The sequence below is a fragment of the Pantoea sp. B65 genome (assembly GCF_047308185.1).
Classification (GTDB): domain Bacteria; phylum Pseudomonadota; class Gammaproteobacteria; order Enterobacterales; family Enterobacteriaceae; genus Erwinia.
This window is the reverse complement of the sequence record NZ_JAHXPU010000039.1, coordinates 12950-25116: the sequence shown is the minus strand read 5'-3', so window position 1 is coordinate 25116 and position 12167 is coordinate 12950. Positions and strand designations below refer to the sequence as shown.

The following is a 12167-nucleotide window of genomic DNA, read 5'->3' as shown; positions in this document are numbered from 1 at the left end:
GCCATCCATGGCCCCGCTGGCGTATTTCGCGAGATCGCCGCCGGTGTCAGGAATTTGCCCCAGCCGTAATCACGGCATGATGCGCCCCTTCGGAAATTTCTGAAAGATTCCACAAAAAAACCGCCCGACAGCGCTGCGCAGATCATCGGTTTTTCTTAGTTTACCACCGCCAGCCAGATCATTTTCTTGCGCGGAAAAAAACCCGACAAGCCGCGCAGGGCAGAAAAACAGCATTTGAACATATTTATCATTTTTTTCTAACAAGGATTGACAGGCCGACGAGCCTTGCGAAACCTGGTCTTCAGAAAAAAGCCAGAGTACAAAACCGAAAAACAATCGGAAATCAACTCTTGTTATACGCAGATAAGTTACTAGAATACTCACCATCTAGTAACATAATCACCCCCTACCCCCTATATGTAGTGTTTATCCACAGAGTTACTCACAATGAGATTTCTGTGCATAAACCGGGGGTAATTTCCCGGACAGGTAAAACGCGACATGAATCAGAGTCTGCTCGTCACTAAACGCGATGGCCGCACAGAACGTATTAATCTTGATAAAATCCACCGGGTTCTCGACTGGGCGGCTGAAGGTCTGCAAAACGTTTCCGTGTCTCAGGTTGAACTGCGTTCGCACATCCAGTTCTATGACGGCATCAGAACATCCGACATCCATGAAACGGTGATCAAGGCCGCGGCCGACCTGATCTCGCGCGATGCGCCTGATTATCAATATATGGCTGCGCGTCTGGCCATTTTCCACCTGCGTAAAAAAGCCTACGGCCAGTTCGAGCCGCCAAAACTGCTCGATCAGGTCACGCGCATGATCGACCTCGGCAAATACGATAAACATCTGCTGGAAGACTATTCCAGCGAAGAATTCGAACAGATGGACGGTTTTATCGACCACTGGCGTGATATGAACTTCTCTTATGCCGCCGTTAAGCAGCTGGAAGGCAAATATCTGGTGCAGAACCGCGTAAGCGGCGAAATCTATGAGAGCGCGCAGTTCCTCTACATTCTGGTCGCCGCCTGTCTGTTCTCCGGCTACCCGCGTGAGACGCGTCTTGATTATATCAAACGTTTCTACGATGCGATTTCCACCTTTAAAATCTCGCTGCCAACGCCAATTATGTCCGGCGTGCGTACCCCAACCCGTCAGTTCAGCTCCTGCGTACTGATTGAGTGCGGCGACAGCCTCGACTCGATCAACGCCACCTCCAGTGCGATTGTGAAATACGTTTCTCAGCGCGCCGGTATCGGTATCAACGCCGGTCGCATCCGCGCGCTGGGCAGCCCGATCCGTGGCGGTGAAGCGTTCCATACCGGTTGTATTCCGTTCTACAAACATTTCCAGACCGCGGTGAAATCCTGTTCACAGGGCGGCGTGCGCGGCGGCGCGGCGACGCTGTTCTATCCAATGTGGCATCTGGAAGTAGAAAGCCTGCTGGTATTGAAAAACAACCGCGGCGTGGAAGGCAACCGCGTACGTCATATGGACTACGGCGTGCAGATCAACAAGCTGATGTATACCCGTCTGCTGAAAGGTGAAGATATCACCCTGTTCAGCCCGTCAGACGTGCCGGGACTGTACGATGCGTTCTTCGCCGATCAGGATGAGTTTGAGCGCCTGTACTGCAAATATGAGCAAGACGACAGCATCCGTAAACAGCGCGTGAAAGCGGTCGACCTGTTCTCGCTGATGATGCAGGAACGCGCCTCTACCGGCCGTATCTACATTCAGAACGTCGATCACTGCAACACCCACAGCCCGTTCGATCCGGCTATCGCGCCAGTACGCCAGTCCAACCTGTGTCTGGAAATCGCGCTGCCGACCAAACCGCTGCTGGATGTGAACGACGAAAACGGCGAGATTGCCCTTTGTACCCTGTCGGCATTCAACCTCGGCGCCATCAACAGCCTCGACGATTTGGATGAACTGGCGACGCTGGCGGTCCGCGCCCTTGATGCGCTGCTGGATTATCAGGACTACCCGATCCCGGCAGCGCAGCGTGGCGCCATGGGTCGTCGTACCCTCGGTATCGGCGTGATCAACTACGCTTACTATCTGGCGAAAAACGGCGTACGTTACTCCGATGGCAGCGCCAATAACCTGACGCACAAAACCTTCGAAGCGATTCAGTATTACCTGCTGAAAGCCTCAAACGAGCTGGCGAAAGAGCAAGGCGCCTGCCCGTGGTTCAATGAAACCACCTATGCGCAGGGCATCCTGCCAATCGACACCTATAAGAAAGATCTGGACGCGATCTGCAACGAACCGCTGCATCTGGACTGGGAAACGCTGCGTGAGGAGATTAAAACTCACGGCCTGCGTAACTCAACGCTCTCGGCCCTGATGCCGTCAGAGACCTCTTCGCAGATCTCCAACGCTACCAACGGCATCGAGCCGCCGCGCGGCCATATCAGTATCAAAGCGTCGAAAGACGGTATCCTGCGTCAGGTGGTGCCGGAGTATGAGCGTCTGAAAGATAACTATGAGTTGCTGTGGGATATGCCGAACAACGACGGTTATCTGCAACTGGTGGGGGTGATGCAGAAGTTTATCGACCAGGCGATTTCGTCTAACACCAACTACGATCCTACGCGCTTTGCCAACGGTCGTGTGCCGATGAAACAGCTGCTGAAAGACCTGCTGACCGCGTATAAGTTTGGCGTAAAAACCCTCTACTACCAGAACACCCGTGATGGCGCAGAAGATGCGCAGGACGATCTGGCGCCGTCAATTCAGGATGATGGCTGCGAAAGCGGCGCCTGTAAGATTTAATTCGCGACGGCTTGCTGTTCCGTAATCCCTGATGGCCGGGCACCACCCGGCCATCACCTGAATAACTGGATTTACACCATGGCTTATACCACCTTTTCTCAGAATAAAAACAATCAGCTGAATGAACCGATGTTCTTTGGCCAGCCGGTTAACGTTGCGCGTTTTGACCAGCAGAAATATGACATCTTTGAAAAGCTGATTGAGAAACAACTCTCCTTCTTCTGGCGTCCGGAAGAAGTCGACGTCTCCCGCGATCGCATCGACTATCAGGCGCTGCCGGAGCATGAGAAGCATATCTTTATCAGCAATCTGAAGTATCAGACGCTGCTCGACTCGATTCAGGGCCGTAGCCCTAACGTCGCGCTGCTGCCGCTGATCTCGATTCCGGAGCTGGAAACCTGGGTGGAAACCTGGGCATTCTCCGAGACCATCCACTCGCGCTCCTACACCCATATTATCCGCAATATCGTCAACGATCCGGCGCTGGTATTTGACGATATCGTCACCAACGAACAGATCCTGTCGCGCGCCAAAGATATCTCCGGTTATTACGATGATCTGATTGAGATGACCAGCTACTGGCATCTGCTGGGTGAAGGCAGCCATCAGGTGAATGGCAAAACCGTCACCATCAGCCTGCGTGCGCTGAAAAAACAGCTGTATATCTGTCTGATGAGCGTTAATGCGCTGGAAGCGATTCGCTTCTATGTCAGCTTCGCCTGCTCGTTCGCTTTTGCCGAGCGCGAACTGATGGAAGGTAATGCCAAGATCATCAAACTGATTGCGCGTGACGAAGCGCTGCACCTGACCGGCACCCAGCATATGCTAAACCTGCTGCGCAGCGGCGAAGACGACGCGGAAATGGCCGAAATTGCCCGCGAGTGTCGTCAGGAGTGTTACGACCTGTTTGTGCTGGCGGCGCAGCAGGAGAAAGAGTGGGCGGAATACCTGTTCCGTGACGGCTCGATGATCGGCCTCAACAAAGATATTCTCTGGCAGTACATTGAGTACATCACCAATATCCGTATGAATGCGGTCGGTCTCGATCTGCCGTTCCAGACCCGTTCCAATCCGATTCCGTGGATTAACTCCTGGCTGGTGTCGGATAACGTGCAGGTGGCGCCACAGGAAGTGGAAGTCAGCTCTTATCTCGTCGGCCAGATTGACTCCGAAGTCAACGGCGACGATTTCAGCGATTTCCAGCTGTAAGCAATGGCGGCGTCAATTATTACGCTACGTCCATCCGGTGCGCAGCTGCAATGCGATGACGACTATCCGTCGCTGCTGGCGCAACTGGAAGCCCATAAAACCTACATTGAATATCAGTGTCGGGAAGGGTTTTGCGGCGCCTGCCGTATACGCCTGCTGAAAGGCGAGGTGTGTTACGTTGAGAAACCGTTAGCCTTTGTGCAGGAGGGTGAGATCCTGCCCTGCTGCTGCAAGGCCAGCGGCGATATCGAACTAGAGTTATGATGCAGGCGGCATTGATGCCGCCCGCATACCAGCAGATTTACAGCTTAATCGTCTCCAGCACATCAATCCAGCCATGGCCGGTGCTAACCGCATCCCCCTTCAGCCAGCGACGCAGCATATTCATCGCCATCATCGCCACCACGTCCTGCCGGGTTTTCAGGCTGTAACGACTGACATTAAACTTCACCAGTTGGGCAAAGGTGCCTTGCGGCGTATGCAGCGCAAAGCCGAGCCGATCCTCGTGGTAACCCCCAACGGTCAGCGCCAGCGCCGAACCATTAGCTTCAGCTAATGCCTTGCTGCGCGCCGCCAGCGCCGCCAGCGACTCCGGCTGCGACGGCAGGACATTGCCCGCCGCCAGTGGCGCCGCGGCCGATGCCAGCTGCCACTGCAGTAAACCGGCGGTAAATTGTTCGCTGACGCTCAGCGTCAGCTGTTTCTCATGCAGCCGCCGCGCCAGCAGCGCCGGTAACCCCTCCGTCCCCTCGAAAATGGTACATTCGGCCACTCGCTGTCGTACCTGCTGCCAGGCCTGCTCCATCGCCGCCCGCTGCGCGGCCGGGCCGGTCAGTTTCAGTTCGATAATCGGCATTGAGGAGCGATAACCGAGCACCGCCCCTTCCGGCATGCTGAGCGAATCCAGTTCGGCGGCCAGATCGCTTTCGCCACGGCCAAAGGTGGTCAGGCGTAAACAGATTGGCGGCTCAGGCAGGGTATAACGCTGCTTCAGCCGCGGCAGGATCTGCTGTTCCACCATCACTTTAAATTCCGATGGCACCCCCGGGGTAAAGAACATCCAGCAGCGATTCAGCTGAATGGCAAAACCACAGGCGGTCCCCACCGGGTTATCCACCAGCTCGGCGCCCTGCGGAATTTCCGCCTGCTTACGGTTGCTCGCCGCCATCGGCCGGCCACGGCTGGCAAAGAAGGCTTCCATCTTCTCCAGCCATTGCGGCTGAATCTCCAGTTCCACGCCCAGCGCCATTGCCGCCGCCTGCGCGCTCAGATCATCGCTGGTTGGCCCGAGGCCGCCATTCACAATCAGTACGTCGGCGATATGGCTGCGTTCGCTTAGCGCCGCCACCAGCGCCTGCAGGCTGTCACCCACTGTCGATCGTCCGGTCATCGGCAAACTATGCTGGAACAGCATATCCGCCAGCCAGGCGGCGTTAGTATCAACAATTTGTCCGTGTAGCACTTCATCGCCGGTCGAGAGCATTTCCACTCTTATCACTGTTTTCTCCTGTCGGGTTCACACGCTGTGATTTAGCCTGGCCGGATCTGTCAGTGGCGTCAACCGTTAAAAACCATCGCTCAGGGTTGAAAACGACAGCGCGCCACCGCCGCCAGCCAGCCCTGATAGTTTTCCCGCATTGCCGGCGCCGCGGACTCGCGCGGATAAATGGTCGTGCCGCCACGTAAGGCACTCAGTTCAGCGCTGTCGCGCCACCAGCCAAGCTCACGTCCGGCCAGTAGCGCCGCGCCGAGCGCGGAAACTTCCGCCGTCGGCGCTTTGATTAACGGTCGCTGCAGCAAATCGGCCTGAAACTGCATCAGCCAGCGATTCTCCGTGGCGCTGCCATCGACACAAAGCTGTGCCAGCCGCTGCCCGCCGGTCTGCTCCATGGCAAAAAACACATCGGCAATCTGGAACGCCACCGACTCCAGCGCCACCCGCGCCAGCACCTCCGACGTCGCGGCGTCGGTCAGACCGCAAATCAGTCCGCGCGCCTGCAGGTCCCACCAGGGGGCGCCGAGCCCCGATAACGCCGGAACAAAGTAGATCCCCTGATTGCCGGCGCTACTCTGCGCCATGTCCGTCAGTTTTTTCGGGTCATGAACGCCGAGCATACGTGACAGCCAGGCGGCGCCGGAACCGGTATGGGTAATATTGCCCTCAAAGGCATAGCGCAGCTGACCATCATGCCAGGCCAGCGTGGTACTTAAGCCGCGATCGCTGATTACCGCCTCTGGCAGGGACATCATCAGCGATGAGCCGGTACCGTAGGTGGCTTTGATCACTTCGCCGCCGGCGGCGCGCTGGGCATAGAGTGCGGCATGGGAGTCGCCAATCAGCGCCAGAATCGGCGTACCGGCCGGCAGACCGGCGATATCCTGCCGCTGCACCGTACCGTGACAGGCGGCGGAAGCTTGTACCTCTGGCAACGCCTGGCGCGGTACCTGAAACAGCGCCAGCAGCCGTTCATCCCACTCGGCCTGATGGATATTAAACAGCTGGGTGCGCGCCGCGTTGGCGTAATCAGTGACAAATTGTTCTCCGGCGGTCAGCTGCCAGCACAGCCAGCTGTCGACCGTACCAATACACAGCTCCCCCGCCGCCGCACGCTGATAGCCATCGGGAATCGCCGCCAGCATGCCGGTAACCTTGGCCGCCGGGAACATCGGGTCCACCGCCAGCCCGGTCAGGGCGGTGATCAGCGCTTGCTGACCGCTTTGCTGTAATTCACGGCACAGCGCTTCCGAGCGCCGATCCTGCCAGCTGACCAGCGGCGTCAGGGGCTGACCGTCACTGCGCTGCCAGATCATAATCGACTCACGCTGATTGCTGATGGCCACCGCCGCTACCGGCGCGCCCTGACACCGGGCGAGACAGTCAGTTATCGCCTGAGATACCGCCTGCCAGATCGCCAGCGGATCCTGCTGCGCCAGACCTGGCTGTGGATGAAAAATTTGCAGTGGCTGGCTGGCGCGCGCCACCACCCTGCCATCACCATCGACGGCAATCGCCTTGGCATTAGTGGTGCCTTCATCGATCGCCAGAATAAGTGGGCCTGACATGGTTATTCCCCCCGGCACATCTGCACGGCGCTGTTCACCACACCGGCAGCGTCGATGCCGTGACGTGCGCGCGTCGAAGCGCGGTCACCCGCAATGGCGTATTCACCGTCGGCAATACCCAGCCGTTTCAGTCTGGTGGCACAGCCGCCTTCGGCCAGCACTTCCGCTACCAGACTACCCACACCGCCGTTGATATTGTGTTCTTCAACGGTGATGACACTGGCGTATTGATTTAGCAGCTTGTACAGCGTCTGGGTATCACAAGGTCTGATCGATGCGATGCTGATCACAGCCGCCGAGATCCCCTGCTCCGCCAGCGTCGCGGCGGCGTCGACAATCTCATGTACTGTCGAGCCCATCGCCACCAGCGCGATATCCTCGCCCGCACGCAGCTGGTCAATCTGGCCGGGAATGAACTTGTAGCTGGCATCGTGCAGTTCCGGCAACGCTTTACCATCAAGGCGGATATAGACCGGCCCCTGGTGATCGAGCGCATAATCAATTATCTGACGGCACTCCACCGGACAGGAAGGCGCGTAAATTTCGATATTGCCAAAACCACGCATCACCGAGATATCATCAATGCTGTGATGGGTACTGGCCAGAGGGCCATAGCTGGCGCCGGCATTCAGCCCGAACAGCTTGACGTTGGTGTTGTTGTAGCAGATATCGACTTTGACCTGTTCGTTGGCGCGTGAAATCAGGAAAGGGGCGGCATTACAGGTTACCGCGACTTTACCGCCAATCGCCAGCCCGGCAGCCGCGCCCACCAGCGTTTGCTCGGCAATGCCGACATTCACCAGCCGGCCAGGGAACTGTTTCACAAACGGCGAAATTTTCGCGGTTGAGGTCGAATCGGCCACCACCGGCACCAAATCGATACCGCGTTCTACCGCGTCGATAAAGGCTTTTACCATCACGTCGGCCAAATGTGCTGAATTACTCATCTTTCAACTCCTCCATCGCCTGCTCAATCTCGTCGCCCTTCGGCACCCGGTGATGCCACTCGGGCCTGCTCTGAATAAAGGAGATGCCGAAGCCTTTCTCGGTATTGGCAATCACCACGTTGGGTTTGCCGTTAGCGGGCAGATTTTCCAGAGTCTCCACGACCGACTGCATATTGTTGCCGGCGCACTCGGTGACATTCATGCCGAATGCCAGCCATTTCTCTGCCAGCGGATCGGTATTGAGGATGTCGCGGGTCGCCCCGGCCAGCTGCAGTTTGTTTTTGTCATTAATAATTGTCAGATTATCGAGGCCGTAATGGGACGCCACTAACGCCGCCTCCCAGTTACTGCCTTCCGCCAGCTCACCATCGCCGGTCACCACAAATACCCGGCGGTTGCTGTGATCTTTCTTCGCCGCCAGCGCAATCCCCACCGCCACCGGCAGGCCATGTCCCAGCGCCCCGGTATTCAGCTCGATACCCGGGGTTTTATGTTTCACCGGATGGCCGGGCAAATGCGAGTCGGCATGCTGATAGGTCGGCAGCCAGCTTTCCGGGAAATAGCCCGCTTCCGCCAGTACGCAGTAGTAGCCGCCGACCGCATGACCTTTCGACTGAATATAGATATCGCGCGTCGGATCCCCGGTGCGGTCCGGCGCGCAATTGAGCAGACGGAAATAGAGCGCGGTGAGGATCTCAACCTGCGACAGATCGGCGCCGGTATGCCCGCCTGCCGGGCTGTTGGCATTCAGCGTGATAATGCGACGGCGAATCGCCCGCGCTTTTTTTTCCAGCTGTTCCACAGAGAGTTTGAACGGATTCATAGCAACCTCTTTGAATTTAAAATCATTCATGAATAATTATTCATGACGGGTAAAAAAAGATACAAAACTAAGTCAGCCCGCTACTGGCGGCTCGCTTCTCCCTGCTGGATCACCGCTTTCTGCGCCACCACCGCCGCTTTTTGCTGCATACGGTTTTGCATCTGATCGATAATCACAGCGACAATAATCACAATGCCTTTAATCACCATCTGCCAGAATTCACTGACGCCCATCATAATCAGACCATCGGCGAGAAAACCGATGACAAACGCCCCGATTAGCGTACCGATAATGGTGCCGCGCCCGCCGGCCAGTGAAGTACCGCCTAATACCACTGCGGCAATAGCATTCATTTCAAATGCCGTACCGTTAGCCGGATGACTGGCGACCAGCTGTGATGACACCACGATACCGGCGATGGCGGCACAGAAGCCGGACAGGGTATACACCAGAATTTTGATCTGCTTAACCCGCACGCCGGAGAGTTCTGCGGCCTTTTCGTTATCGCCGATGGCATACACCTGCCGACCAAACGGCAGTCGTTTGGCGATATAACCAATTACCAGCGCCAGCACAATCATCATCCAGATGGCATAGGGCAAACCAAACAGCGTACCGGCGCCAATCGCATCGAAACCGGTATTTCCCAGTTGCGGATTACCCGCCAGCCCGGGAAAGGTTTCGCCGCCGGAGGTGAGCATCGCCGCCCCGCGCAGGATATACATGGTGCCCAGCGTGCAGATAAAAGGGGCCACGTTGTAGCGGGTAATAATCCAGCCATTACCGGCGCCAATCAGCGCACCAATCAGCAATACCACCGGTACGATCACCCAGACGCTGGGGAAAATCGCGATGCCGAACATCGGCAATACAATGCCTTTGGTAATCAGCCAGCCGGCGATCATGCCGCACAGCCCGAGGGTGGCGCCGATCGACAGATCGATCCCGGCGGTGATAATCACAAAAGTGATCCCCAGCGCGAGAAAAGCGTTAATGGCGATATGTTTAATCATGATCACCAGACTGCCGATGGCGAGGAAGTCCGGGACAGTGAAGGCAAAGAAACCGACAATCAGAAACAGCGCAATAAAAGTACGCATCTTCAACAACAGTAAAATCAGGCTTTCGCGTGAGTTAAACGCCTTGGCCGGCTGCGCTGCCACGGCAACGCTGGTGCTATTTTTCATTGTCAAAACCCCTGGGCGCTTGCTTTAACCAGTGCCGACTCTTCTGCGCTGTCGCGCGGAATATCAGCCGTAAGCTTCCCACCCGACATCACCAGGATCCGGTCGGAAACCGCCATAATCTCTTTCAAATCGGAGGTGGAAAAAATCACCGCAATCCCCCGGTCTGACAGCTCAACCATCATGCGAAATACATCAGCCTTCGCGCCGACATCAATGCCGCGACTCGGCTCATCCAGCAGCAGTAACTTTGGATTGGTCAGCAGGGAGCGGCCAATAACCACTTTCTGCTGATTGCCGCCGCTCAGCGCCTGTATCGAGACCTCCGGCGACGATACCTTAATCGACAGATTGCCGACGGTACTGGCCACCACCGCATGCTCCTGCTGCTGCGCAATGGCAAAGCGCCAGGAGAGACGACGCCACAGGCTGGCGATGGTGAGATTACTGGCAACCGATGACACCGGAAAAATCCCGGCGCGTTTACGATCTTCCGGCACCAGACTCATCCCCATACGGATGCGGTCGGCAGTCGATAACCGATTCGGCACCGGTTTGCTGTCGAGCCACAGTTTGCCGAGGTAGTGACGCTGGGTGCCGAGCAGGCACTCAAACAACTCGGTACGCCCTGCGCCCATCAGGCCGTAAATGCCGACAATCTCCCCGGCACGCACGTTAAACGACACATCGTTGACCAGCGTATTACCGGCGGCGTTAACGCAGGTAATATGCTCCGCTTCCAGTACCGGCGCGCCGAACTGACGACCCGGTTTGAGAAAGTTGCTCACCGGTTCGCTGCCGAGCATTTCCCGCACAATCCAGGGGACATCGATCTCACCCACCTGCGCCTCGGCCTGAAACTTGCCGTCACGCAGAATGGTGATCACATCGCCAATCGCCATCAGCTCTTCCAGCCGGTGCGAAATATAGATAATGGTTACCCCCTGACGGGTCAGCTCGCGGATCACGCGGAACAGAATCGCCACTTCGGTTTTACTCAATGCGGAGGTCGGCTCGTCGAGAATCAAAATATCGGCGTCTTCCGCCAGCGCTTTGGCAATCTCGACCAGTTGCTGTTGCCCGACCTTCAGGTTGGCTACCAGCTCACGTGGCGAAATCGGCTGATCCAGCCGCTGCAATAGCTCTGCGGTACGCTGCTCCTGCGACGCCTGATCAATCGGCATCAGGCCGCGCTGGATTTCCCGCCCGAGAAAAATATTTTCCGCCACGCTCAGGTTTTCAAACAGATTCAGCTCCTGATGCACCATGCCGATACCGAGCCGCGCCGCTTCACGGGTATTCGCCAGATGTACCTGCTTACCGTTCAGCCAAATCTCGCCGCTGCTGGGCTGCTGCACCCCGGCGAGGATCTTCATCAGCGTTGATTTACCGGCGCCGTTTTCACCGATAATCACGTTAACTTTGCCGCGCCAGACGTGATAATCGATACGATCCAGCGCCAGAGTGCCGGGAAACAGCATCGATACGCCGCGCGTTTCGAGGATCAGATCGCCCGGCTGGCCCTTATTTTCAGAGATCATGGCGCCTCCGGTGTCAGCGTCAGCGCCACGGCATCCTGCACGCCATCCTGACTAAAGGTGACGGCGACCACCGTGTCGACGGTTTTACCCTGCCAGCTGGCATCGACCGGCGGTAACTGTTTCACCGCCTGGCGGTTTAGTGCTTTAGTCAGCTGGGCGAACTGTACCTGGTTAGTAAAATCCGCAAAATTAAAGCCGGCGGCATCACGAATCGCATTACTGCGGATCACCGGCCCGAGTTGTACCGTCACCGGCATACCGTTAAAGCTGATCGCCAGATTACGTTCGCGGTCACTGACGCTGTTAAATGCCGTTACCTGACCACGCGCTTTGACAAACACGCTCTCACTGCTGCCCGCTTTCAGCATATGGCTGCGTTGCTGCAACGCTGGCCAGTCAAGGGCATGGGTTTTCGCTGTGGACATCACTTTGCTGTCCCAGGTCTCCTGCACCACCTGCTGCGGGGTTTGATTGCTGTAGCTGGCTTTGGCGTTCGGATCGGGCGGGATGATCGGTTTGCCATCCGCATCCAGATCCACCACGGTGCAAGCTGTCAGCAACAAAGAGGCACCAGACAGCACACTTATGCCCCATTGTTTTTTCGACATAATCA

At 56.8% G+C, this 12167-nt stretch carries 11 protein-coding genes; 3 read left to right on the top strand and 8 right to left on the bottom strand.

The genetic code is table 11. The features are described from left to right. Positions 1 to 69: 69 nt before the first annotated feature. Complete coding sequence (locus JWF83_RS18510) at positions 70 to 387, bottom strand: hypothetical protein (protein ID WP_413651879.1); 318 nt, start codon at positions 385 to 387, stop codon at positions 70 to 72. A 114-nt stretch (positions 388 to 501) separates the two neighbouring features. Between JWF83_RS18510 and nrdA the strand changes: the two genes are divergently transcribed. The 3 genes from nrdA (at position 502) to yfaE (ending at position 4260) form a co-directional block, all read left to right on the top strand. Continuing rightward, positions 502 to 2787, top strand: a complete 2286-nt coding sequence (nrdA, locus tag JWF83_RS18505) for a class 1a ribonucleoside-diphosphate reductase subunit alpha (protein ID WP_413651878.1) — start codon at positions 502 to 504, stop codon at positions 2785 to 2787. Between the two features lie 78 nt (positions 2788 to 2865). Beyond that, positions 2866 to 3996 (top strand): class Ia ribonucleoside-diphosphate reductase subunit beta, encoded by a 1131-nt coding sequence (gene nrdB, locus JWF83_RS18500; RefSeq protein WP_413651877.1) that lies wholly within the window; start codon positions 2866 to 2868, stop codon positions 3994 to 3996. A 3-nt stretch (positions 3997 to 3999) separates the two neighbouring features. After that, complete coding sequence (gene yfaE, locus JWF83_RS18495) at positions 4000 to 4260, top strand: class I ribonucleotide reductase maintenance protein YfaE (protein ID WP_413651876.1); 261 nt, start codon at positions 4000 to 4002, stop codon at positions 4258 to 4260. A 37-nt stretch (positions 4261 to 4297) separates the two neighbouring features. Here the strand turns inward: yfaE and JWF83_RS18490 are convergent, their stop codons facing one another. The 7 genes from JWF83_RS18490 to JWF83_RS18460 form a co-directional block, all read right to left on the bottom strand. Further along, positions 4298 to 5494: a nicotinamide mononucleotide deamidase-related protein YfaY gene (locus tag JWF83_RS18490; protein WP_413651875.1), complete on the bottom strand. Its 1197-nt coding sequence runs from the start codon at positions 5492 to 5494 to the stop codon at positions 4298 to 4300. An 80-nt stretch (positions 5495 to 5574) separates the two neighbouring features. After that, entirely contained in the window at positions 5575 to 7059 is a 1485-nt protein-coding gene (locus JWF83_RS18485) for an FGGY family carbohydrate kinase (protein WP_413651874.1), read from the bottom strand. A 2-nt stretch (positions 7060 to 7061) separates the two neighbouring features. Continuing rightward, entirely contained in the window at positions 7062 to 8006 is a 945-nt protein-coding gene (locus JWF83_RS18480) for a transketolase family protein (protein WP_413651873.1), read from the bottom strand. Next, positions 7999 to 8829 (bottom strand): transketolase, encoded by an 831-nt coding sequence (locus tag JWF83_RS18475; protein WP_413651872.1) that lies wholly within the window; start codon positions 8827 to 8829, stop codon positions 7999 to 8001. The genes JWF83_RS18480 and JWF83_RS18475 overlap by 8 nt, the downstream gene beginning before the upstream one ends. 80 nt (positions 8830 to 8909) lie before the next feature. Continuing rightward, positions 8910 to 10016: an ABC transporter permease gene (locus tag JWF83_RS18470; RefSeq protein ID WP_413651871.1), complete on the bottom strand. Its 1107-nt coding sequence runs from the start codon at positions 10014 to 10016 to the stop codon at positions 8910 to 8912. A 2-nt stretch (positions 10017 to 10018) separates the two neighbouring features. Continuing rightward, complete coding sequence (locus tag JWF83_RS18465; protein WP_413651870.1) at positions 10019 to 11554, bottom strand: sugar ABC transporter ATP-binding protein; 1536 nt, start codon at positions 11552 to 11554, stop codon at positions 10019 to 10021. After that, positions 11551 to 12162, bottom strand: a complete 612-nt coding sequence (locus tag JWF83_RS18460) for a DUF2291 family protein (RefSeq protein WP_413651869.1) — start codon at positions 12160 to 12162, stop codon at positions 11551 to 11553. The genes JWF83_RS18465 and JWF83_RS18460 overlap by 4 nt, the downstream gene beginning before the upstream one ends. Between the last annotated feature and the right edge of the window lie 5 nt (positions 12163 to 12167).

Bases quoted from the DNA above. Each gene is read 5' to 3' on its own strand.
- JWF83_RS18470 (WP_413651871.1), bottom strand. From the start codon at position 10,016: ATGAAAAATAGCACCAGCGTTGCCGTGGCAGCGCAGCCGGCCAAGGCG.
- nrdB (WP_413651877.1), top strand. From the start codon at position 2,866: ATGGCTTATACCACCTTTTCTCAGAATAAAAACAATCAGCTGAATGAA.
- nrdA (WP_413651878.1), top strand. From the start codon at position 502: ATGAATCAGAGTCTGCTCGTCACTAAACGCGATGGCCGCACAGAACGT.
- JWF83_RS18460 (WP_413651869.1), bottom strand. From the start codon at position 12,162: ATGTCGAAAAAACAATGGGGCATAAGTGTGCTGTCTGGTGCCTCTTTG.
- JWF83_RS18465 (WP_413651870.1), bottom strand. From the start codon at position 11,554: ATGATCTCTGAAAATAAGGGCCAGCCGGGCGATCTGATCCTCGAAACG.
- JWF83_RS18485 (WP_413651874.1), bottom strand. From the start codon at position 7,059: ATGTCAGGCCCACTTATTCTGGCGATCGATGAAGGCACCACTAATGCC.
- yfaE (WP_413651876.1), top strand. From the start codon at position 4,000: ATGGCGGCGTCAATTATTACGCTACGTCCATCCGGTGCGCAGCTGCAA.
- JWF83_RS18480 (WP_413651873.1), bottom strand. From the start codon at position 8,006: ATGAGTAATTCAGCACATTTGGCCGACGTGATGGTAAAAGCCTTTATC.
- JWF83_RS18510 (WP_413651879.1), bottom strand. From the start codon at position 387: ATGGTGAGTATTCTAGTAACTTATCTGCGTATAACAAGAGTTGATTTC.
- JWF83_RS18475 (WP_413651872.1), bottom strand. From the start codon at position 8,829: ATGAATCCGTTCAAACTCTCTGTGGAACAGCTGGAAAAAAAAGCGCGG.